Here is a 24046-nt window from a genome sequence, read left to right on the forward strand (position 1 = left end):
GGTCACCTTACTTTTTGGACGGTGAAGTTCCGCCCGGTGGACAACTGGTCGCGGAGAGGCAGTGAGGGCGGCTCGCATGCGCGGTGGCACGATCGGTTCGAAGGCCGTCGGGGCGTGACGGCGAACTCGCTGACCGGCGTGGAGACCGAGAAGTCCGGTCGTGCGGTCCGGAGCCGTCCGCTGCTCGCCGTCGGTCTGTCGGCGATCGCGGTCATACTCGCGCTGGCGATCTGGGCGAGCCTGGTGATCGGTTCGGGAGACACCGGCGCGGGCGATGTGCTGCGCGCGCTGCTCGATCCCGACATGTCAGACAAGGGGCAGCTGATCGTGCGGGAGGTGCGCGTTCCGCGTACGGTCGCCGGTCTGCTGGCGGGCGCGGCGCTGGGCCTGGCCGGGGCGGTGATGCAGGGGGTGGCCCGTAATCCGCTGGCCGACCCGAGCCTCCTGGGGATCAACGCGGGTGCGTCGGTGGTCGTGGTGTTCGCGATCGGTGTGCTCGGGCTGACGGAGCCGCCGCACTACATCTGGTTCGGGTTTCTCGGTGCGCTCGGCGCGGCCGTCCTGGTCTATGGCGTCGGCTCGCTCGGCCGGGAGGGCGCCACGCCCGTGAAACTCGCTCTCGCCGGCGCGGCGACCACCGCCGTCCTCACCTCGCTGACCACCGTCATGCTGCTGGCCGACCGTCAGACCTTCGACCAGTTCCGCTTCTGGCAGGTCGGCTCGATCGCCGACAGGGACACCGCGGTGCTCTGGCAGGCGCTGCCGTTCATCGCTGTGGGAGCCGTGTTCGCGCTGGCGCTGGGGCCGCGGCTGAACGCCCTCTCGCTCGGTGACGATCTCGCGCGGGCGCTGGGGCAGCGGGTGGGTCTGGCCCGGCTGGCGTCGGCCGCGGCCGTGGTGCTGCTGTGCGGCGCGGCCACCGCGATCGCCGGGCCGATCGGTTTCGTCGGCCTCCTCGTCCCGCACGCCGCACGGATCGTCACCGGCCCCGACTACCGCTGGATCCTGCCGTACAGCCTGCTTCTGGCGCCTGTTCTCGTGCTGGTCTCGGACATCGTGGGGCGGGTCATCGCCCGGCCGGGCGAGGTGCAGGTGGGGATCGTGACGGCCGCCATCGGCGCGATTCCGTTCGTGCTGCTGGTGCGCCGCCGCAATCTGGTGGAGCTGTGAAGGAGTTGACGGCGGAAGTGGGACGCGAGGTGGCCGGAGACATTCGGCCCTCCGGCGGCGCGGTCACGGATGAGCGGTTGGCCGGTGCCGTACGGGAGGTCGCCCTGGTCCGCCGGGCCGGGCGGGCCCGCGCCACCGCCGTCTCGGTCACCCTGCTGGCCGTCGTGTTCGCCGCGCTGTGTCTGGCGCTGTCCGTGGGCGATCTCGTCGTACCGCTCCGCGAGGTCGTCGCCACTCTGGCCGGCGGGGGCGATCCCGGTGCGCGGTTCGTCATCATCGAGCTGCGGCTGCCGCGCGCGCTGACCGGTCTGCTGGTGGGGGCGGCGTTCGGACTCTCGGGTGCGGTGTTCCAGACCCTGCTGCGCAACCCACTGGCCAGCCCCGACATGATCGGTATCAGCTGGGGCGCGAGCGCCGCCGGTGTGCTGGCCAGTGCGGTCTTCGGCGTCAGCGGTTTCCCGCTCTCGGTCAGCGCGCTCGCGGGCGCGGTGCTGACCGCGGTGGCGATCTACGCGCTGGCCTGGCGCGAGGGCGTCGCCGGATACCGGCTCGTGCTGGTCGGGGTCGGCATCGGCGCGGGGTTGTCCAGCCTGGTCTCGTATCTGCTGACCAGCTCGGCGGTGACCGAGGCGCAGAAGGCCCTCGCCTGGTTGGCGGGCAGCCTCAACGGCGTGTCCTGGCAGCAGATGTGGCCGCTGCTCGGCGCCATGGTGATGCTCGTACCGCTGACTTTCCTGGCGGCGCGGGCGCTGCCGGCGTTGCAGCTCGGGGACGACACCGCGCGGGGGCTCGGCACTCGGGTGGAGCGTGCCCGGCTGGCGCTGATCGGCTGCGCGGTGGCGCTCGCGGGGGTGGCGACGGCCGCGGCGGGACCGGTGGGTTTCGTGGCGCTCCTGGCGGCGCCGATCGCGCGCCGACTGCTGCCGCGCCAGGGCGCCGCCCTGCTGCCCGCCGCGCTGACGGGGGCGTTGATCGTGAGCGTCGGTGACTTCGCGGCACAACATCTGCTGGGCTCCGTCCAGTTCCCGGTGGGCGTGGTGACGAGCATGATCGGCGCCCCGTATCTGCTGTGGCTGCTGGCCCGGTCGAACCGTGTGGGCAAGGGCGGCTGATCGATGGAACGGAAGGATCTGCGCATGAGTGCGGAGCACACGCTGGCGGCGCGGGACGTCCGGCTCGGCTATGGCGGCCGCGAGGTGGTCAGCGGGCTGAGTCTGGACATTCCGCCCGGCGCCATCACCATGATCGTCGGCCCGAACGCCTGTGGGAAGTCGACTCTGTTGCGTTCGATGGCCCGGCTGCTCGCGCCGTTCTCGGGCAGTGTGCTCCTGGACGGCAGAAGCGTCCAGGAGATGCCGACCAAGGAAGTGGCGTCGGTGCTCGGCATCCTGCCGCAGAGCCCGGTGGCGCCGGACGGCATCACGGTGAGCGATCTGGTGGGCCGCGGCCGCTATCCGCACCAGGGGTGGTTCCGCCGGTGGACGGCCGAGGACGACGAGGCCGTGGCGCGGGCGCTGCTCGCCACCGATGTGCTGGAGCTCGCCGGGCGGCCGGTCGACGAGCTGTCCGGTGGCCAGCGGCAGCGCGTCTGGATCGCCATGGCGCTCTCCCAGCGTACGGACATCCTGCTGCTGGACGAGCCGACGACCTTCCTCGACATCAGCCACCAGCTCGATGTACTGGACCTGCTGACCGATCTGAACCGTGAGTTCGGCACCACCATCGCGGTCGTCCTGCACGATCTGAATCTGGCCTGCCGCTACGCCGACCATCTGGTCGCGATGAAGGACGGCCGGATCGTGGCGGAGGGCGCTCCCACCGGGATCGTGACGGCGGAGCTGGTCACGGAGGTGTTCGGGATGCGCTGTTCGATCGCCGAGGACCCCGCGTCGGGCACGCCCATGATCGTACCGATCGGGCGTCATCACATCACCCCGGTTCAAGCGTGATTTAGGGTAGGCTAACCTAAACTCATGTCATCGAGAGAGAACCCTTCCGCTTCCCCCGCACACCGTTCCCGGCCGGCTTCCGTCGCGCTGTGGGCCGTACTCGCCACCCTCGTCGTGGGGTTGACGGCCTGCGGCACAACGTCCGGCTCCAACTCCGGCAGCGCCTCCGCGGACGCCGCGTCCGGCGCCGAGAACGGTGCCTTCCCCGCCACCGTCGCGACGAAGTTCGGCGACATCACCGTGCAGAAGCGGCCCGCCCGCGTCGTCGCGCTGGGCTGGGGCGATGCCGAGGCCGTGCTCTCGCTCGGCGGACAGCCCGTCGGAGCCAGCGACTGGCTGGCGTTCGGCGGGGACGGAGTCGGCCCCTGGGCCAAGGGCCTCTACAAGAAGAGCCCTCAGCTGATCGGCACACTGGAGCCGGAGTTCGAGAAGATCGCGGCTCTCCAGCCCGATCTGATCCTGGACACCAAGTCCAGCGGCGACCAGGCCCGTTACGACACACTCAGCAAGATCGCACCCACCGTCGGCGTCCCGAAGGGCGGCGACCAGTACAAGATCTCGTGGCGTCAGCAGACGGAGATGGTCGCGACCGCCCTCGGTGTTCCCGCGAAGGGCGAGTCGCTCATCGCCGAGACCGAGAAGAAGTTCCGTGACTCGGCCGCCGCCCACCCCGAGTTCAAGGGCAAGACCATCACGCTCGGCTCCCGGACCAGCGACGGGTTCGGCGCGTATGTGCACGGCACGGGCCGTACCGACTTCGTCGAGCGCCTCGGCTTCACGAACAACCCGGCGGTCGACGCCAAGGCCGGCGCGTCGTTCTACATCGACGTCTCCCGCGAGAACCTCGATCTGCTCGACGCCGATCTGACGGTGATGACGCCCATCGGGATACCCGCCTCGAAGATCAGCGACGATCCGCTGTACCGGGCCGTCCCCTCCGTCAAGGCCGGCAGGTCCGTGGTGTTCGACGACGAGACCCTCAGCGCGGCCTTCTCGACGGACTCGGTGTTCTCGGTGGCGTACGCGCTGGAGAAGGTCGTCCCGCTGTTCGCCGAACCACTGAAGTAGCCGTCGGCCGCCTCCGGGGACACCGGTTCGGGGCGGCCGGATGGTGTGGGACGGACGGGTGGTGTTTCTGAGATTTCGGTTAACTCCCGCGTGCTTCGCCGCATCGTGGGCACGGGCACTGAATGGACTCCCCACCCACCGCGGACACACGACGCAGCGCGGGCACCGCTGCCGCACACCTACCCGACCGAACCGGACACCACACCCCCCCACCCGGTGTCGCCCTGGCTCTCCTCCCACGGCGGATCGAGGGCCGGCTCGTCCGGGGCGGGCGCGGGTTCCCCTCCGCGCTACGGGCCGACGGGCGAGTCCGGGGCGTGGACGGTCTGCGGGCGCTGGCCGTCGCGGTGGTCATCGTCTATCACCTGGAACCGGGGCTGCTGCCGGGTGGCGCCCTGGGGGTGGATGTCTTCTTCACCATCAGCGGCTTCGTCATCACACGGCTGCTGCTCGCCGAGTTCGCCCGTACCGGCGATGTCGCCATGCGCTCCTTCTACTGGCGGCGCTGGGTGCGGCTGGTCCCCGCCCTGCTGGCCGTCTGCGCGGTGTGCGCCGTACTGGCACTCACCACGGGGCTGCCGAGTTTCGACGCTCCATGGGTGGCGATCGTGCTGGCGGCCACCTTCCTGATGAACATCGTCAGGGCCGCCCAGCCCGGCGTCTATTCGAGCGACACCTCTCTGCTGTCCCACAGCTGGTCCCTGAGTGTGGAGGAGCAGTTCTATCTGGTCTGGCCGCCCGTTCTGGTGCTGCTCCTTCGGCGGGTGGGCGCGCGGACCGTACTGCTCTGCGCCGCGGTGCTGTGTCTGCTGCCGCTGATCTGGCGGGTGATCCTGTGGAACCCGACCGCGGCGCACCGTATCTACAACGGCGTCGACACCCGCGCGGACCAACTGCTGGCCGGTGCGGTACTGGCGATCCTGGTGGCGCGGCTGCATGCGGACGACCCGCGGCTGGCCGCGCTGCGGCGCTGGTCAGCGCGGCTGGCCTGGCCCGCGCTCGGAGTCCTGGCGCTGATCGCCATGTACGTACCGATGACCGGCACGAGCGCCTGGACCATGCCGTGGTACACCGTCGGCTTCCTGGTGGCCGCCGTGCTGTCGGCGACGGTGGTGGCGGCACTGGAACTCCGGCCACGTACCTGGCTCTCGCGGGGACTGTCCCTGGCCCCGCTCGTCTGGATCGGCCGCAATCTCAGCTATGGCCTCTATCTGTGGCACTACCCGCTCAGCCGGCTCGTCTCCGATCTGGGTGTGAGCGCCGCGTGGCACACGACCGCCACGATCGCCGCCAGTCTCGCCGCCGCCACGGCCTCCCACTACCTCATCGAGAAGCCACTCACCCGGCGGGCGCGGACGCGGACACACCGGCCGGGGTAGTGGCGGGCAGGGGCTCAGACGACGGTGGTCAAGGACTGGATACCGTGCAGCTCGGTCATCACATCCCGCAGTGAACGGCAGTCCTTCGGGACCGGGGGCAGCGTGGGCATCGGGGTGCCACGGCCGCCCTCCAGCGCGTCCGCCATCGCGGCCAGCGCTCCGGTGACCCACCGTGCCTCGGTGGCGGTGGGCGGGGGCACCCCTTGCTCGACGCGTACGGCGCAGACGGTGGCGGCGTCGACGACGCGCTCCGCGCGTGCCATGACGGCCAGCCAGTCGTGTCGGTGTGCGCGGTGGAGCCCCGGCAGTTCGGCGGCGGCCGTCTCCGCCGCGGCCCGCGCCTCGGAGAGTGCCCGGTACGCGGCGTACCGCAGCGCGATGCCCTTCGCGTCGCCGCCGCGTGGCGCCGCCGGGATGCTCCCCGGGTCGGTTCTGGGGTCCGTTCTCGGGGCGGTTCCCGGTTCGGTCCTGGGGTCGGTCCTCGGGGTGTCGAGTACGTACCGCAGATACCTTTCCGTGCTGCGCAGCGCGACGGCGAAGCGGTGGCCGACCCGCACACGCGGATCCGTCAGATGCGGAAGGTGGCCGACGAGCAGCACGATCCCGCAGGCGAGCGCGGTGTCCAGCAGCCGCGCGGCCGTCGCCTCGGTGTCGCCCACCGCGTAGACGAAGGAGAGAACGAGCAGGGTCACCACCGCGGTCTGGAAGCCGAAGTGACGGGTGGCGACCGGAATGAGCGCGCCGCCCGCCACGACCACGGCGACCAGCCACCACAGGCCGCCGAGTCCCGCCATGGCCAGGGTCAGAACGGTGAAGACGAGCACGCCCGTGGCGGTACCGGCGACACGGTTGACGACACGGGAGAAGAGCGGCCCCAGATCGGGCTTCACCAGAAAGGCCGCGGTGGCCGGGAGCCAGTACCAGTGGGTCTGGTGGAGGCTGAGCGCGACGGCGGCGCTGGCCGCCACACAGAGCGCCACGCGCAGCGCGTTCTCACGCCTGGCGGGGGCGAACGCGCGGCCGAGCGTACGGAGCGCGCCGGGCCCGGTCAGCTCCTTCAGCGCCCGCCGGGCGCTTCCGGCGTTCAGGGACCCACGCGAGGAACGCACCGGACGCACCGGACGCGTCGGCTCGTACGGTACGGGCCGCATGGGCGGCGCGGGCGGCTCCCGCAACGCCGTGCGGTCGAACGTCACGGCCGCGGCCAGCAACGCCCGGTCGAACGCCCCGCGCTGGACCGTGTCGGAGACGGGGCTCGCCAGTGCGCCGGGGGCGGAGTCGGCGCGTACGGCGACGGCCAGCAGACGCGGTGCGTTCGCCACCTGGCGGGGCAGCGGCCTGCCCTCCCACAGCAGTGCGATCCCGGCCTCGCACAAGGCGGTGGCGGCGGCGAAGCGCTCCGTCACGCGGTGCGCCTGGGCGGAGCCACTGCCTCCGCGCCGACCGGGGAAGGGCAGCAGCCGCATCAGGCGCAGCGACTCGTCGGCGCGGTGCTGTGCGGCGATCAGCCGTCGGCGAGCGGGCTCCGCGTCGGGTCCGCCCAGAGCGAGGAGGGCGTCGGCGAGCGCGTCGAAGACCGCGGCGACGGCCTCGCGTTCGCCCTCGCGGCGGGCGCCGCGGCGCAGGACGCGCCGTGGGGCGCGCAGCAGGAACCGCAGCAGCAGAAGCCAGACCGCGCCGCCCAGATAGCAGACCGCCTTGAGCCACGCGGGGCCGGGTATCGGCATCCCGGCGCCGATCGCCGCGGTGACCAGACACTGCATGGCCGCGGCCGACCACACCGGGCCGGTCACACTCAGCGCGCCGGAGAGCCAGCCCACCGCGAAGAGCGCGGGTACGGCGGTCCAGCGGCTGTCGGCGTCGGCGAGCAGTCCGCCGCACAGCAGCCCGAGGGCCCCACCGACGGCGGGCAGACCGATGTGGACCACACCGGTGCGCCGGGTACCCGGCCGGTCGTTGACACCGGCGAGCATCGCGCCGAGCCCGGCGAGGACCGCCTGGCTCAGGTGTCCGGTCAGCAGGCCCAGCGCCAGCAGCGGTCCGGCGCTTAGGGCGCCGCGCAGCGCGGCGGTCCAGGGGATGGGCGCGGAGCGCCAGCCCAGGGGGTGCGTGAGCCACGCGGGCAGGGAACGCCGGGAGGAGGACGAGGAGGACGAGGCGGACAGCGGGCGGGAGGAAGGCGGTGCGGACACGAGTCTCCTGTACGACCGGTCTCGTGGGGCGAGGGAAGCAGACCGGCGGGCAGCGGCGACCGCGTGTCCCCGACCGTAACACCAACACTTGTCCTTCGAGCCGCCGTTCTGTTACGCGCGGATGTCACACGTGTTCCGGGGCGGTGCGGCTCAGCTCCCGGCCGGTGGGGTCCACGGGCCGGTGGGGTCCCCGGGCGGGCGCGGCCTCCGGGCGGGCGAGCCCCCGGGTCGGCGAGGCCTCCGGATCCGCCCGGAGCCGTCAAGATCTCCGTACGGGGGCCACCACACCGACGAAACCCGGCAGCGATTCCCACGGCTTCGTCTCACGGTGGCAGTTCACTCGTCGGTCTCACACCATCCTTGATCCAAGGGCGAGTTGGCACGCGGTGGCGACCGTTTCACACCTCGTCCCGGGGGCACCGCACCATGAACTTGGGGCCATATCCCGTCCATCCGTTACCAATCACAACGCAACAGCGCCTACTCTTCTCTCCATCGGTCACCAACGGGGGCAACAGCGGTGACGCGGAACGAGAGGGCTACACCATGACATCCCCGTCCAACACACCGGACAGCATCGAAACCACGACGGCGCTCCTGCGCGGCGAACTCCCCCAGCTGGAAACACATCAGCAGTCCCTCGAACAGGAGCTGGCCAGCGTCACCGAGCGCCTGGAGTCGGTACGTACCGCCCTGGGCGCCCTACAGGCACTCAGCCCCGCCCCCCAGGCGCAGGAGACCGTGCCGGAGCAGCGAGCCGCGGAGCCGTCGGCCGCGGAGACTCCCGCCGCCCAGGCCCCCGTTGTGGTGACTCCGGTCGAGGAGGCACCCGCCGAGACGGCGCCCGTCGAAGAGGCGGCCGCCGAGGCGCCCGCCAAGGAGAAGGCCGCACCCGCCAAGGCGGGAAAGTCCCGTAAGTCCGCTTCGGCGTCGTCGTCGGCCCGTACCTCCGGCGGGGGTTCCGGGGCGAAGTCGCAGTCGCCCAAGGAGCAGGCAGCCAAGGAGCAGGCGCCCAAGGAGCGGACGAGCCGCCCGGCCAAGAAGGCCGCGCCCGCCACGGCCACGAAGACCCGCGCCAAGAAGACGACCGCCACCCCTGCCGCCCCCACCCCGGCGAGCGAGCAGGCGAGCGGACTGACCGAGCAGATCCTCGCGGTGCTCGCGGCATCCGACGGCGACCCCGTCCGTGCCCGCGATGTGGCGCAGGCGCTGGGCCGGGACGGCACCCCCGGCAGCATCAACGCGGTACGCAGCACCCTCGACCGGCTCGTCGGCACCTCGCGTGCCCACCGTGCCGGCCGGGGCCTCTACCAGGCATCCGCCGGCTGAGGATCGGTCTGATCAGCCACCGCACCCCCGACACACCACCTGTGTCCGCCCCTCGTATCGAGGTCTCATCCGGACCGACCGCGGCTGAGCCATGGTCGGTCCGGATTCGGTCGCGACCGCGGGATTGAAGACTGGGCGGTAGGGGAAAGGGCGGCCGGCGTGCGACTATGCATCTGGCACTTCTCGTCCACATTTTCCGGACGAATACCGGCCGAAGTGTCCCCGATCACCGTGCCTCGCTCGAATCGCCGGTCGAATCGCCGGTCGAATCGGTCAGCAAAACCACAAGCGGCAGTGGCCAGAACCACACGGTAACCATTCCATTCGAACATCGGGCTTCGAAATGTGCCGCACAGCACTATTACTCTCGATCACTCGATCTCCACGGCGTGGGGTACGTGCCGTGGAGTCGAAGTGAAACGTTTCTGGTACGCCATCGACGAGAAATAGTACATACATGTCACATCCACTATCGCCAGGCCGCCGGTTCCCTCACCGCGTGAGCGTGACACAAGCCCTTCGACGCGCCCCTCGGTAATGCCAGGGCAAACAGACAAGGGGGACGGCGCAAGCGGGCTCGGCGAGAGAGATTTTACGTTCGCATGACCAACCGAACCCGCGGCGGGCACCGGCCGGAATAGGTGGCGGAGCGGATCGATGAGGGAATTCGGACAAGAACGCAGAAACCCGCCGGACCGTGGCGCCCGGTCGAGGCGTCACGGTCCGGCGGGTGGGTGCGCGGTCGGCGGATTCCGCGTTATGGGCGGTATCGACCGGGGTGGACGGAGCCGTTGGCGGCCGGCTCCGGCACCGTTGTCATTTGATGAAGTCCTCGACGACCTTCGGTGGCCAGGTGCCGACGTTCAGCACGCCCATCGAGTAGGCCCGGGAGACCAGGGCGGCCCGGTTGGGCACCCTGAGCTTCCTGAGCAGCCCCGTCACGTGGTATTCGACGCCCTGCCGGCTCAGATAGAGCCGGGAGGCCAGCGGGATCGTGGACAGACCCGCGGCTATGCCCTCAAGAATGCGCGCGTCGATCTCGGTGAGGATCTTCTTCTGGTTGGTCAGCACGCCCGCGTCCGCGGATCCCCCCTCCGAGGAGCGCATGAGCACCAGGATCGCGGCCACGTCGGGGGTTTCCCCGCTGACGGCCGCGGCCGTCAGCGTCCCGGCGAACGCGGAGTCCTCCGGCCCCACGGCCACCACATGCGAGGCGAACCGCTGACGCTTCCCCTCCACCAGCCGGGAGAACTGGCGCATCAGTGGCTGCTGGACGCTGGGATGCACCAGATCGCGGAAGCTGCGGCCACAGACGCCCGCCGAGGCGTCACCGAACCGCCGGAAGAACTCCTCGTTCGCCTGCTGGATGGTCAGAGCCGGGTCGAGTGAGGCCATGCACAGCCCCGGCTGGTCGAACTGCTGGGCGCGTCCGTGCCCGTTCTGGTCGGGTTTGAGGTCGCTCGTTGTGACCTGCGCCGAATCTGCGAGTGCAGCAATCGCCACGAGACCGCCATCCTTTCGGGTCCCCCCGATTCATTGGGAATACTCAACATCGTTATGCGGGTCGGATAACACCGGCAGCCGGTCTCTCGTGACCTCATTGACGGGGTAATCCATTTACTGAATTGAGAGTAGGTAGCCTTGCGTCGGCCCGTCAACAAGAGCCCTGTTCAGATGGCTAAAGCTGTGGTCCCGCCCCGGGAAGGTTCGGTCCGCAATGACGATGTCTACGGTGGGAAAAACCCGGCATGCCGGGCGGGACGGATAGGCGCCGCATCCGCGCAATTCGGCCTTGTTTGAGGTTCCCCTGAGGTTCGTGCGGCAAGCCGGACCGAACCAGGCCGCGCAGGGGCCGCAGGGGCCACAGCGGTACGTAGCATGCCGTTAACAGTTACGCGTCGGAGTCTACGCGGGAAGAGCATCCGCCAGCTCATGCCGGCCCGAGATGCCGAGCTTGCGATAGGAATTCGTAAGATGTTTCTCGACGGCGCGTGAACTCACTCCGAGTTCACCCGCAATTTCCTGGTTGGTGAGCCCGCGGCCGACAAGAGTGATCACCTTGCGCTCGCTACGGGTGAGCACGGCGGTCTTCGGCGCGGAGGCCGTACCGAGACCGTGCTCGGCCCGCTCCACCAGCCAGGGAGCACCACAGGCCGCCGCGACGGTGCCCGCCTCCCGTAGCGCCGCCTCCGCCTCGGCGCCGCTGCCCAGCTGCCGGCCCAACAGCACGAGTGTCCTGGCGAGTTCCAGTTCGAAGAATGAACCGCGCAGCACGGCGACCGCTTCACGCAGCGACGGAACACCCTGGGCGCCCTGGAGCCACCCCTTCAGCCGCAGTGCGCGACCGAGCCCGGCGGGTGCTCCCCACGCCGTGGCCCAGGCCAGCTCCTCCTCGGCGAGCCGCAGTGCGGAACGGGAGTCGCCGAGCCGTTGGTAGAGGCCGATGGCATGCGGACGCCAAGGGAAGAGCGCCGAGTTCCGCCAGCCGGAGACCTCCAGTTGACGGCCGCAGGCAAGCAGCCGCTCCAGCGCTCTGGGCCGCAGCCCCCGCTGGGCGTCCACCGACGCCTGGAGTATCCGCAGTGCGGCTGTCAGGGCCAGCCCGGCCGTCCGGCGCCGCAGGGCCCTGGCGAGGATCCGTTCACTGAGCGCCGGGTCCCGCAGTTCGAGCGCGACCGTGGAGAGAATCATGATGGTGGGCTCGCGCCAGTCCGCCTCGGCCGACCCCATGGCACGCTCCACATATTCGCGTGCCTGGGCGGGCCTGCCCTGCGAGACGAGGACGAACGCGCGTTCCGCGAGAAGAAGCACGGTGTCGGCGCCGGTCGCGTTCTGCCATCGGGCCTGCTGCTCGGTGGACAGCCACGAGCCCACGTCCCGCACCGACTCGGCGGCGAAGAGGGTGATGACGACCAGCGGCAGCGTGGTGTGCGCGCCCGCCGAGGTGGCCGGCTCGCGTTCCAGGACGCGGCCGCCCGTGCGTGCCGCCTCCGCCGCGGTCAGCCCGCCGGTGAGCGTACTGGAGAAGAGGAGCACGGCCACCAGCTCGCGTTCGGCCACGGAGCCGAGCGGGGGTTCCTCCCCCAGCTCGCGCAGGCGTTCCCTGGCGGACGCGAGCTCTCCCGGGTTCTCGTGCCCGTCGTGCCTGAGCCGTGCTTCGAGCCGCAGGGCCATCTCCCGTGCCGGGCCGTCCAGTTCGGCGGGCGGTCCGAGCTCCTCGCCGACACCACGCAGAAGCGTGGCCGTGGAGGGGGGTATGGCGCCGAGCAGGGGCGGCGGGATGCGCAGCGCGGCGGCGGCCCGGTCCCTGACCGTGGTCAGCAGCGGCATCGCCTGGACGATATGGCGCCGGCATGCCTCGGGGTCGAATCCGCGCTCCGCGGTGGCCAGTTCGACCAGCAGTCGGGCACGGCTCTCGTCCTGGGGGCGGTGGCCGAGCAGCGCGCGGCGCAGATAGCGGGCGGCGGCCTCCGGCGCGCCCCGGCGCAGCGCGGTGTCGGCCGCGCCGCGCAGCACCATCACCGACCAGGGGCGGCCGAAGCTGGTGACGGCCATCAGATGGGCCGCGACCTGCTCGGCGGGACGGCCGCTGCGGTACAGCAGGTCCGCGGCGGCGGCGTGCCAGCGCTCGCGTTCGGCCACGGACATCGCGGATTCGACGGCGTCCTGGACGACACGGTGGACGAAGCGCGGTTCGCGCGCGTCGGTCAGCAGCCCCGCCTCGCGCAGGGCGCGCCGGGCGGCCCCGAAGCCGATCTCGTCCAGTCCGGCGAGCTCCGTGATGAGCGCGGGGTCGCCGTGACCGCCGAAGGCCGCGATCGCCGCGGCCGTGTCACGTACCGCTTGTGTCCGGGTCCGCAGATAGCTCGCCAGCCGCTCGCGCAGCCCCGCGGGCCGCAGGGCGCGTACCCGGTCGGCGTGGTCGGCGGTCGGCTTGTGGCCCCGTGCGTCCATGCCCAGCAGTACGGACATCAGGAACAGCGGGTTGCCGCCGGTCACTTCGTGACAGGCGCGTACGTACTCGTCGTCCGCGGGCACGCCGGACCGTTCGCGGATAACCGTACGGGTGGCGTCCCGCGACAGCGGGGCGAGGCGCAGTACCTGGGTCGAGGCGGCGGCGATCTCGCGCACGAGGGCGTGTCCGGCGCCCTGGTCGCCGTCCCGGATCGTGCAGACGAGCACGGCCCTCAGTCCGCGCAGCCGCTTGGTGAGATAGGCGAGCCAGCGCAGGGAGGGGATGTCCACCCACTGGAGGTCGTCCACGAGGATGAGCAGCCGGGCCTGTTCGCTGATGTCGGCGAGCAGCGCGCGCGGTCCGTGCAGGGTCGATTCGCACGCGGCGCCGGCCGGGCCGCCGTCGGCGCCGAACAGCAGGCCGGTGGCCCGGTCGGGTTCGCGTGCCCAGCGCTCGCGCTCCGCCCGCGGGGCGCCGGCGAGCAGACTGTCCAGCAGCTGGCTGACCACACCGAACGCGAAGTCCCGCTCCATCGGGGCGGCGTTCGCCCGCAGGACGCGTACATCCGTACCGGAGACGACACCGGGCAGTCGGCGCAACAGAGAAGATCTTCCGATGCCGAGGGGTCCTGACAGCAGTATCACCGAAGAGGTGCCCTCGTTCGCGGCGCTCAACGCGGCTCCCACCCGAGCCAGTTCCGAATCCCGCTCAAGAAGCATCGCTCCGCCGTTCTCCCATGTTCCTTACCAGCACGCACAGTTCCTCGCGTCCGGTGATACGCAGCTTGCGGTAGGTGTTGCTCAGCCGCAGCTCGACGGTGCGTCTGCTCACGGCGAGCAGTTCGGCTATCTCGCGGTTCCCGTGGCCGCGTCCGGCGAACGTCGCGGTGCGCTGTTCGGCCTCCGAGAGCGTGGTCCACTCCGGGGGCAGGGCGGGGGTCACCGGCCCGGCCGGCCGCTCCAGCCGTTCGGTGAGCCCGCTCACCGCCGCCGCCAGCCGGCCCGACGGATGAGCCGCGGTGAACGGGGAGAGCTGGGCGAGGGAGCGCGCGGCGGCGCGGCTGTCGCCCTCCTCCAGCTCGCAGGAGGCCAGTCGGGCCAGCGCCCACGCGTAGGCCAGCCGGGCGGGTGAGTCGCCCAGGACGCGGACCGCCTCGCGGGCGGCGATCACGGGCCTGCCGCCGGCGCCGGTCATCGGGACGGCCCACAGCTCGGCGACGCCGAGCGCGCCGGCCGAGCCCCAACGGCGGGAGAGCCTCAGCTCCTCCAGGCTCAGCCGCGCCGCCTCCGCGCGGTCGTCAAGGGCATAGCAGGCCTCGGCGGCCTGCGGGCGCCAGCACAACAGCGCCGGATTGCTCCACTGTCTGCGCAGCAGCCGCCGGCCGCTCTCCTTCGCCAGCTCCAGCGCCTCGCTCCAGCGCCCGTCGACGGCGGCGACCCGCGCCCTGGCGTAGAGGAGAGCGGACCAGGGCACGCCCTCCTCCGCCCCGGGCGGTGTGGGCGCGGCGGCGAGCGAGCGCGCGTATTCCAGCCGGCCGGCCTCCACCGCGCTCGCGATGCGCAGGGCCGTCAGGCTCGGGACGATGAGCGGATGTCTGCTCGACATCGGCAGGGCCCGTTCCGCGGCCTGGATGTCCCGCTCCACGGCGTCGAACCGGCCTGCCCGCAGGGACAGTTCGGCGCGCGCCGTCAGGATCCGAGCGGTGGCCGCCCTGCGATGGTCGCGCCGTACGACGGTGAGCAGCGCGTCCAGCTCGGCGGATGCCTCTTCGTGGTCGTCGGTCAGGATGAGCGCCCGGCAGGCGGCCAGCCGGGGCAGCATCAGGGGGGTGTCGGGGCCGTCGCCCGCGAGGGCGGCGCGGGCCAGCGTCCTGGTCGCCGCCAGGTCCTCGCCGCGCACCGCGAGCTGCCAGGCCCGTACGCCACTCTGCGCGGGGGTCGAGGGGCGGTCGGACAGTACGGGCACCTCGGGCACCATCGGTTCGGTGTCGTCCCGTGACTCGTCGGCGAGCCAGAACAGCGCGATCAGATCGTCCCGTTCGCCGGGCCGTACCTCACCCAGCGCCTCGGCCGCCGCGCGGCGTGCCCAGTCGCTGTCGCCGCGGGCGAGTCCGAGGTCGACGGCGCGGGCCCGCAGTCCCTCGGGGGCGCCGCTGCCGGCCCGGACGAGTTCACCGAGCCTTCGGTCCCCCGCCAGGGGCGCCGACATCGTTTCGGCGGCGGCCAGTTCCAGGGTGAGCCGCGCGCGCTCGCGCGGCTCCAGCGGTTCGCGAAGGGCGCGGGAGAGATACGCGGCGGCGCGGCCGTGGTCCTCCGCGTCCAGGGCGGCGGCGAAGCTCTCGCACAGCGTGCCGACCACCCAAGGGGCTCCCGGCGGCGGCGTACGGAGCAGGATCTCGGCGACATCCTCCTCGTTCGCCCAGGCCCGGTGGGCCAGCTCCGCGGCCCGGGAGTACAGCTGGGCCCGTTCGTCGGTGGCCATGTCCTCCAGCACCCGGGCCTTCACCACGGGGTGGCGTACCTGTGTCCTCGTTCCCCCGGAGACGGTGAGTCCGGCCGCCTCCAGCATCACCCGTACTTCCTGGCCGCGTACGGGCCTCAGCCCGGCCAGCGCGCGGGCGAGGGGAAAGCTGATCAGTTCGCCGCAGACGGCCAGCGCCCGCAGCAGCGCGACGGCCTCGGCGGGCAGACCGTTCAGGGAGCGCGTCGCGTGGTCGCCGACGACAGCGGCGGTGATCGCGCGCAGTTCGGGCAGCCGGGCGGCGACCGGTTCATGGCCCTGGTCGGTGAACTGGCGCAGCACATCCCACAGGACGGCGGGGTTGCCCTCGGTGGCCGCCGCGGCCGCCGCGGTGAACCGCTGGTCGCCGGGGGCGCCGCAGACCGCCTCCACGACGGTGACGACGCCCTGGTCGGTCAGTCCGCGCAGCACGAGCTGCTTGCTGGGCACCGGGGACGTGGGCAGCAGGCTGAGCCAGTCCCTGCCCTTGGCCGACACGCCGCTGCCGCTCGCCAGCACCGCGACCGGTGTGTCCGGGGTCAGCCGCCGGACCAGCGCGTGCAGCCAGCGCAGGGAGGCGGGATCGAGCCATTGGGTGTCCTCGATCACCAGCAGGGTAGGCATCGTCTGTGCGAAGTGAAGGGTTCCGTCGAGTCCGGGCAGCGGATCGGGCTGCCGGTGCTCCATCAGTTCCCGCGGTGAGACCCCGGTCGGGCCCTCCTCGGCCTGGCCCGCCATCGATGTCATGAGCTGCGCGATCACGCCGTAGCGCACCTCACGTTCGGCCGGGGCCGCTTGAGCGTGCAGTACACACAGTCCGCCGTCCCGGGCTCGCCGGGCCGCCCATCTCAGCAGCGCGTTCTGCGCGTGGCCCGGTCTTCCGGTGAGGGTCACGATGCCCGCGCGCCGTCCGCCCAGCGAGGTGAGCAGGGAGGTCAGCGCCGCTTGCTCACGCCCGCGTTCGAGCAGGTCCATCCCGTCTCGACGGGTGTCCGGTCCATACGTCCACTCCAGGGACCGCGTGCTCAGACAATTGTCGTTCCGGCCAGTCACGCGCACCGCCTCGCCCCGTTCGCCTCAGCGTCGCCAGCGTGATTCGGATACCCAGCCCGGTGGTTGCCCATCGGGGATGTCGGGCGTGCGCAGAACGGCGCCCAGTTCGGTACGCCCACTCACGCCCAGTTTCCGGTACACGCTGGTCAGATGTGTTTCGATGGTGCGTACCGTGACGAACAGGGTCTCCGCGATCGAGCGGTTGCTGGCGCCCGACGCGGCGAGACCCGCCACCCTGCGTTCCATTCCGGTGAGCATGTCAAGCGGTGAGGCGCTCATCTTCCGCATCCTGCCGCCGGCGGTGACCAACAGTCTGCGGGCGACCCCCGCGAGCGCCAGGGCCCCACAGCGCTGGGCGAGGTCGGTGGCGGTCCGCAGATGCTCACGGGCACCGCGCTGGTCGCCGGTCTTCAGCAGGGCGCGGCCGAGGACGAACTCCGCGTTGGCGTGCTCCGCTCTGGCGGGCGAGCCGGCCAGGGTGAGCACGGATTCCGTGAGCGGTTCGATGCCCGTGCCACCGGGGGCGATCACACCGCGGGCGAGCGCGGCGAGCCCGAGGGCACGCGGGGTGCCCCATCGCCGGGCCAGTTCGCCGCCGTACTCGGCCATCTCCCGGGCCTCGTCACCGCGGTTCATGACCGCGAGCAGACACGCCGCCTCGGACCACCAGGGCAGAAACGCCGGATTGCTGAACCGGCACTCCGCCAGCGATCTGCCGCATTCGCGGTAGAGACCGAGCGCCGCCTCCCGGTCGCCGAGCGCCGATCTGGCGCGGGCCCGTGCCATCAGGGACCAGTGGTACTCGATGACGAAGCGGTCGAGGCCGCCCCGCTTGATACCGCGGAGCACCTCCTCGGCCCGTTCGGCCTCGCCCCGCTCCACCAGCATCGTCGCGAGCGCGATCTGGGGCAGCGCGGCGCCGTCACCCCATCTCTCCTCGCCGATGATCTCGATGGAGGTCTGCGCGTCGGCCAGGGCGTCGGGGAACGCGCCCGCGCCGTGCAGCACCAGAGCGCGGGTGGACAGCGCGAGGACGAAGGACCAGACGGCGGCGTTGTCCTGGCTGTAGCGGAGCATGCGGTCCAGCGCGTCCAGTGCCTCGTCGACCTCGTCGGCGAGGCTGAGCGCGAACGACGAGGCGAGCAGCGGCCAGCTCTCCAGCTCGGCCCCGGGTGAACTCGTCGCGCGACGGGCCTGTTCGACCGTCCGCTCCACCGAGCGGCCCTCCATCGCGGTCAGTACGGTCATCATCGCGAGCATCTGGCGCTGGGCGGGCGTATCACCGGGAGGCGCGGTCAGCAGCGCGGCCCGGTCCAGGGTCGCCACGACCGTCGCCTTCTCGTCTGCCCCGACGATCAGCAGGACCGACTCGACGAGCGTGCGCAGTTCACGGTCGGCGGGATCGGGGCCGGGGCCCAACGCCGCCTCCAGCTCCGCGAGGACCGTTTCGAGGACCCGTACGCCGGCGGGCGACCGCTGAACGGCCAGACAGACCATGCCGTACCGCACGGCGACCATCGCCCTGGCGCGTGGGTCGTCGGCCAGCGACAGCGCCTCCTCCAGCAGCCGGATGGCCTCCGCCGGATTGATCTCCGCGAGGGACGTGGCCATCTGGACGCGCACCGGCACGCTGTCCGGTTCCACCTCCAGCACGCGGTGCAGATAGCGCACCGCGGCCTCGGGAGCACCGCGCCCCTCCGCCTGGACGGCCGCGTCACGGAGCACCGCCGGCATCCACGACTGCGTCAGGGCGGGCAACAGCAGGAGCCGGCCCGCGACTTCCTCGGCGGGCCGGCCCGCGTCGCTCAGCAGCAGGGCGGCTCTCGTACGCAGCCCGGCCAGCGCTTCGGCGCCGAGAGGGGCCAGCACGGCCGAGCGCACCACGTCATGCACCAGGTCGGCGCGGTCCGCGGCGAGCACCTCGGCGCGCCGCAGGGCGACAACGCCTTCCGCGACGAGCGCCGGGGGCACATCGGCGAGCATGCCGACCAGCTCGGGGGACTCCTCGCCCAGGACCGCGATGGCCCGGGCCACCTCGCGCACCCAGAGCGGCTGATCGTCCAGCAGCGCGCTCACGGAGGACGCGATCACCTGGCCGCCCACCTCGGCGACTCTCCGCACGCCCTTCTCGTCGGGCCGCACACCCTCGGCGCGCAGTTCGCCCAGGAGCCGGCTGAGCGTCAGGGGGTTGCCGCCGGAGACGGCGGCGGCGCGCTCGGTGAAGGACGGCTCGACGGGCACCTGGAAGATCTGCCGGGCCATCTCGCCGACAGCCGCGCGCGTGAGCGGCGCCAGCCGCATCAGGGCGGGCCGACGCTGCGCGGCGATGTCGGCCAGCGCGGAGTGCGCGACCGGATCGGCCTCGCTGCGGTGGGCGAGCACCACCAGCAGCGGCAGATCGTCGGCGCGGCGCAGCAGGAAGTCCACCCAGCCCAGGGAGCGTTCGTCGCACCAGTGCACATCGTCCAGTACGAGCACGAGCGGGCGGTCCACCATCAGATTCGCCGCGAGCCAGTACAGCCCGTGGAGCACCGGATAGGTGGCGGACGCGCCCAGCCTCTCGTGCTCGAAAGGACCGGCCGTGAGGGCGGGCAGCGCGCGACGGGCGAGACCGCGCAGCAGCGGGGAGTTTCCGGCGTCCTCGCCGCTGAGCCCCAGCGAGCCGAACAGCTCGCGTACACCGCCGTATCCCGCGCCCGCCGCGACTTCCCCGCACGCCCCGTACAGCACAGCCATGTCGCGGCAGGCATCGCTCTTGAGGAACGCCCGCAGAAGACTGGTCTTCCCGATGCCCGCGGGGCCGGAGAGGATCACCAGGCCCGCGCGTCCGGCGCGCGCGGCCTCGGCATGGCGGCTCAGCACTCGCAGCTCACGGGCGCGACCGACCAGACCGCTGGACAAACCGGAGAGGTCGGCCTGTTCCAGCATCTTGGTCTCCTCGCCTCTCGGGGGACACAACGGACGCGATGACTCGTCGACGCGTACCGCAACATCCCGCATATCCCGCACATCTCGCAAAAACAGCTGAACGTTCCACGATCGACAGCGCGAGCTCGCATGATCACAAGATCCCGCGACCCACGAAGCCCACGGGGCCCGTTTCGGCACTTGGGGACTACCCAGCGCGAACTGGATCAAGCACTACTGTCCGCTGGACGCCACTGCACCGTCCGGGAGTTGGTGGCACGCCCGCCCGGAGAGTCGCCCGCTGTCCGGACAGCACTCCGCTCCGGAAACCCGGATGTCCGGATAACCGGATGATCCGGATCACCGAACAAGAAGACATTCTTCCAGAGCGGCGAGCACGACCGCGCCACCACTCGCGCCAGAAGCGCATCAGGAACCACACACCACCCGAAGGTGTCGATCTTCCGAGAAGTCATTGACTATTCGGAGCCCTTGATCACAGAGGTGCACGACTCGGACAGGTCGGTGGGTGGTTTCCGTCGTTCAGTGGTTTCCGTCGTTCGGTGGTTTCGGTCGTTCAGTGGTTTCGGTCGTTCAGTGGTTTCGGTCGCTTATCGGAGTCGATCGCTCGGCGAGGCCGGCCACCGCGGCTCGGCGACGCCGCTCCACGGCTTCGTCGCATCGACTCAGTGGCCGGTGGCCAGGGCGTGTGTCTTCAAAGTCCCGCCTGCCCGGCAGGCGGGACGGCGCTACCTTGAAGAGACGCCCCGGGCCCGGGTGGAGAGATGTTTCCACAGAAGCGCGATCACCGCCGGTGCCTGCGAACTGAGGAAGAAGTGCCCGCCGGGGTAGACCTTCAGGTCAAAGGCCCCCGTGGTGTGGCCACGCCAGTCCTCGGCCTCGTCCAGCGTGGTCTTCGGATCGCTGTCGCCGGTCAGCGCGGAGATCGGGACCCGGACCCTCGTCGCTGGATCGCAGCGGTAGGTCTCAATGGCCCGATAGTCACTGCGGATCGCGGGGAGGATCATCCGTAGGATCTCCTCGTCACCGAGCAGCGCCGTGTCCGTACCGGACAGCAGCTTCAGCTCGGCGACGATACCGTCGTCGTCGCGCTGATGCACACGCTCGTCACGGTGGCGCGACGGGGCGCGCCGGCCGGAGGCGAACAGATGGGAGAGCTCACCGCCGTCGGCCTCGAACCGCCGCGCGACCTCGAAGGCGATCGTCGCGCCCATGCTGTGCCCGAAGAAGGTGGTCGGCCGGGCGCGGAGCTGTTTGCGCAGCGCCTCGTAGATCTGATCGGCCAGGACCCCGAGATCGCCGGGGCTGGTCTCCTTGCGCCGGTCCTGACGGCCGGGGTACTGGACGGAGAACACCTCGGCCACGGACGCCAGTTGCGCGGAGACCGGGAAGTAGAAAGACGCCGAGCCACCCGCGTGGGGGAAACAGAAGAGTTGTTCCGAGCTGGCCGGTGCTGGATGAAAGCACCGCGCCCAAAGGCTCTCCTCGGTGGACGTCGTCATGTGTTGCATCCTCCTAGGGGTGGGCCAAGCGATCCGGACCGCGCGACGGTCCGGGCCTCCGGGCCGGTGACAGCGGAACCTGACGGGACGTGGCACACCGCGAGCGCCATGATCTCGCGGACGCGACCGAACGTTCCATGCGGCACTCCTACCCAACAGAGCGGGCGGACGACTCACGTCACCCGGCTCGCACCCTCACCGACCGCCACGTGTCGGCCCGGTGACCGACCACCCCATTCCACTAGGACGGACAGTGGGAAATTCCCTAGTCTCTGTATGGACTTCGTATGGACATCGGTGGCGGAACCCACTCGTCAGTGAAGGAACCGCCTTCGCCGCAGGGGCTCGCGCAGCCCGGTCAGGACAGACCGAGTTCGTCGTCGAGGAGTGCGAACACATCGTCGTCCGACGCCGACTCCAGGTCGAACTCGCCGGAGCCGTTCGCCGACTCCTGCCGCAACGCGGCCCATTTCGCCCTCAGCACCTCGATACGTCCGGCGACGTGCTTGAACTCCTGTGCGTCGACGGTCATCTCCGTGATCGCCTTCTCCAACTGGTCGAGCACGGCGAGCACCGATCCGGCTCCGCCGACTTCCTCGGTCACCAGCTGGGAGTGGAGTTGGTCCACGACCGCGGCCGGGGTGGGGAAGTCGAACAGCAGGGTGGCCGGCAGGCGCAGCCCCGTGGCCGCGTTCAGCCGGTTCCGGAAGTCAACCGCCATCAGCGAGTCGAAGCCCAGCTCCTGGAACTGCCGCGAGGCGCCGACCGCCGTCCCGTCCGCGTGTCCGAGCACCACGGCCGCCTGAGCGCGGACCAGCGTCAGAAGAACATCACGACGCTCCTCGTCGGTCAGTCCGGTCAGCCGTTGCCCGAGCGACTCGGCCGACCGCGGAGCGGCCGTCGCCGACCGCCGGGACGTTGTGCGGATCAGACCGCTGAGCAGGGCCGGAACCTCGCCCTGGGCGCGAAGGGCCGCCAGATCCAGCCGTACGGGCAGCACCAGCGCCCGCGCGCCGGTGGCCGCCGCGTCGAAGAGCGTGAGGCCCTGCTCGACGGAGAGCGGCGGCATCCCGGAGCGGGCCAGCCGCCGCATGTCCGCCTCCGTCACCGTCCCCGTCATCCCGCCCGCCTGATCCCACGGACCCCAGGCCAGCGACACACCCGGCAGACCCTCCGCCCGCCGACGCGCCACCAAAGCATCCAGGAAACAGTTCGCCGCAGCGTAATTGCCCTGCCCCGCACCACCGAACACACCCGCCACCGACGAAAACACCACGAACGCCCCCAGACCAAGATCTCGGGTCAGCTCATGCAGATGCCACGCCGCGTCCACCTTCGGCCGCAGAACCCTGTCCAACCGCTCCGGCGTCAACGAACCCACCACACCGTCATCCAGCACACCGGCGGCGTGTACGACCGCCGAGAGCGGATGTGCGGCGGGTACGGCCGCCAGCGCCTCGGCCAGCGCTCCCCGGTCCGCGACATCGCAGGCCGCGGCCGTGACCTCGGCGCCCAGCCGCTCCAACTCCTCGACGAGCTCTCCCGCACCCTCCGCACCGGGGCCCCGGCGGCTGAGCAGCAGGAGCCGGCGTACGCCGCGTTCCGCGACCAGGTGCCGGGCGAGTACGGCGCCGAGTCCGCCGGTCCCGCCGGTGATCAGTACCGTGCCGCCCCGCTCCCAGCTCTCCGCCGCCCCTTCGGTCTCCCCATCGGAGGGAGCGACCTGCTCCGGGAGCGTTACGCGGTCCAGCCTCGCGGCCCTGACCTCGCCCCCTCGGAGCACCAACTGCGGTTCGTCGGAACCGAGAGCCCGGATCAGGGGAGCCGACGCCGGTGCGTTGTCCGCCGGGTCGAGATCCAGCAGCCCGAAGCAGCCCGGGTTCTCCGACTGCGCGGACCGGACCAGACCCCATACGGAGGCCGCCGCCAGATCGGCAACGGCACCGCCGTCCACGGACACCGCTCCCCGCGTAACGAACACCAGCCGCGACCCCGCGAACCGCTCCTCGGCCAGCCACCCCTGAACCAGGGCCAGCGACGCGGCGGTCAGCGCATGCACCGACTCCGCGACCCCAACCTCGCCCCCATCCGCGTCTTCGTTCCCGCTCCCGTCCGTATATGACGTTCCGTCGATGCCCACCAGCACGGTGGCCGCTACGGGGGACCCGCCCGCCACCGACGCCAGCAGATCGGCGTAGGTCTCGGCCGTCCCCACCGTCCCCACCGTCCCGGCCGTCCCGGCCTCCGCGCCGGACTCGGCCATACCGTCGACGAGTCCCAGCGCGTCCGGCCCGAGGACGACCACCGATCCGGGAACACCCGACCCGGCCACGGCCGTCACCGGCGTCCACTCCACGCCGAACAGGGAGTCCCCGCCCGCACCCGCCGGACCGTTCAACTGCTCGCTCGACACGGCCCGTACGAGCAGCGAGTCGACCGAAACGACCGGCTGACCGAAAACGTCGGCGGCGACCACGGACATCGCGTCCTTACCCACCGGCGCCAGCCGCACCCGCAACGCCGAAGCGCCCGTCGCATGCAACGACACACCCTCCCACGAGAACGGCAGACCACCACCAGCCCCAGCACCATCAACCTCACCCGCCAGCAGCGAGGCATGCAAAGACGCATCCAGCAACGCCGGATGCAAACCGAACGCGGCAGCATCACCCTCCGCACTCACCGGAAGACTCACCTCCGCGAAGATCTCACCGCCACGCCGCCACGCCCCCCGAAGCCCCTGGAAAACCGGACCATAAGCGAACCCGACCTCCCCGAACCGCTCATAGCAACCCCCAACCTCCAGCACCTCAGCACCGGCCGGCGGCCACACCGTCGCATCAAAACCGGAATCCACCCCCTCCGAGCCAACCTCCAGCAAACCGGTCGCATGCTGGGTCCACGATGCGCCCGACACGCCCTCCAGACGGGAATACACCCCCACCGAACGCCGCCCCGACTCATCAGGAACACCCACCGCCACCTGCACCTGCACCGCACCACGCTCAGGAAGAACCACAGG

Annotated in this window: 13 protein-coding genes; 6 read left to right on the forward strand and 7 right to left on the reverse strand. The window is 71.2% G+C overall.

Annotated elements, in window-relative coordinates; genetic code table 11:
* Positions 1-114 precede the first annotated feature (114 nt).
* The 5 genes from ABTZ59_RS14135 (at position 115) to ABTZ59_RS14155 (ending at position 5566) form a co-directional block, all read left to right on the forward strand.
* Positions 115-1170: a FecCD family ABC transporter permease gene (locus ABTZ59_RS14135; RefSeq protein WP_351395858.1), complete on the forward strand. Its 1056-nt coding sequence runs from the start codon at positions 115-117 to the stop codon at positions 1168-1170.
* 17 nt (positions 1171-1187) lie between these two features.
* The gene (locus ABTZ59_RS14140) at positions 1188-2282 is read left to right on the forward strand and encodes a FecCD family ABC transporter permease (RefSeq protein ID WP_351395862.1); all 1095 of its coding nucleotides are present in this window, start codon (positions 1188-1190) and stop codon (positions 2280-2282) included.
* A gap of 24 nt (positions 2283-2306) precedes the next feature.
* Positions 2307-3119, forward strand: coding sequence for an ABC transporter ATP-binding protein (locus ABTZ59_RS14145; protein WP_351395865.1), 813 nt, complete (start codon positions 2307-2309; stop codon positions 3117-3119).
* A 24-nt stretch (positions 3120-3143) separates the two neighbouring features.
* Positions 3144-4187 carry an iron-siderophore ABC transporter substrate-binding protein gene (locus ABTZ59_RS14150; RefSeq protein ID WP_351395868.1) on the forward strand — a complete coding sequence of 348 codons (1044 nt, stop codon included), beginning with the start codon at positions 3144-3146 and terminating at the stop codon, positions 4185-4187.
* A gap of 317 nt (positions 4188-4504) precedes the next feature.
* Entirely contained in the window at positions 4505-5566 is a 1062-nt protein-coding gene (locus ABTZ59_RS14155; RefSeq protein WP_351395872.1) for an acyltransferase family protein, read from the forward strand.
* 14 nt (positions 5567-5580) lie between these two features.
* Here ABTZ59_RS14155 and ABTZ59_RS14160 read toward each other — a convergent pair whose 3' ends face one another.
* Entirely contained in the window at positions 5581-7758 is a 2178-nt protein-coding gene (locus tag ABTZ59_RS14160; protein ID WP_351395875.1) for an FUSC family protein, read from the reverse strand.
* A gap of 546 nt (positions 7759-8304) precedes the next feature.
* Here ABTZ59_RS14160 and ABTZ59_RS14165 point away from each other — a divergent pair.
* Positions 8305-9087, forward strand: coding sequence for a hypothetical protein (locus ABTZ59_RS14165; protein WP_351395878.1), 783 nt, complete (start codon positions 8305-8307; stop codon positions 9085-9087).
* Positions 9088-9903: 816 nt separating this feature from the next.
* Here ABTZ59_RS14165 and ABTZ59_RS14170 read toward each other — a convergent pair.
* From ABTZ59_RS14170 to ABTZ59_RS14195, 6 genes are all read right to left on the reverse strand, one after another.
* Complete coding sequence (locus ABTZ59_RS14170; RefSeq protein ID WP_351395912.1) at positions 9904-10488, reverse strand: helix-turn-helix transcriptional regulator; 585 nt, start codon at positions 10486-10488, stop codon at positions 9904-9906.
* 504 nt (positions 10489-10992) lie between these two features.
* The gene (locus tag ABTZ59_RS14175) at positions 10993-13716 is read right to left on the reverse strand and encodes a helix-turn-helix transcriptional regulator (protein ID WP_351395881.1); all 2724 of its coding nucleotides are present in this window, start codon (positions 13714-13716) and stop codon (positions 10993-10995) included.
* Between the two features lie 34 nt (positions 13717-13750).
* Positions 13751-16516 carry an AAA family ATPase gene (locus tag ABTZ59_RS14180; protein WP_351395883.1) on the reverse strand — a complete coding sequence of 922 codons (2766 nt, stop codon included), beginning with the start codon at positions 16514-16516 and terminating at the stop codon, positions 13751-13753.
* A gap of 102 nt (positions 16517-16618) precedes the next feature.
* A complete protein-coding gene (locus ABTZ59_RS14185) occupies positions 16619-19522 on the reverse strand; it encodes a helix-turn-helix transcriptional regulator (RefSeq protein WP_351395886.1) in 2904 nt (967 codons plus the stop codon).
* A gap of 728 nt (positions 19523-20250) precedes the next feature.
* On the reverse strand, positions 20251-21024 hold the full coding sequence (locus ABTZ59_RS14190; RefSeq protein WP_351395889.1) for a thioesterase II family protein: 774 nt from the start codon (positions 21022-21024) through the stop codon (positions 20251-20253).
* 358 nt (positions 21025-21382) lie between these two features.
* Positions 21383-24043: a type I polyketide synthase gene (locus ABTZ59_RS14195; protein ID WP_351395915.1), complete on the reverse strand. Its 2661-nt coding sequence runs from the start codon at positions 24041-24043 to the stop codon at positions 21383-21385.
* Positions 24044-24046: the final 3 nt, after the last annotated feature.

The sequence above is a fragment of the Streptomyces sp. NPDC094034 genome, assembly GCF_040303865.1.
Classification (GTDB): Bacteria; Actinomycetota; Actinomycetes; order Streptomycetales; family Streptomycetaceae; genus Streptomyces.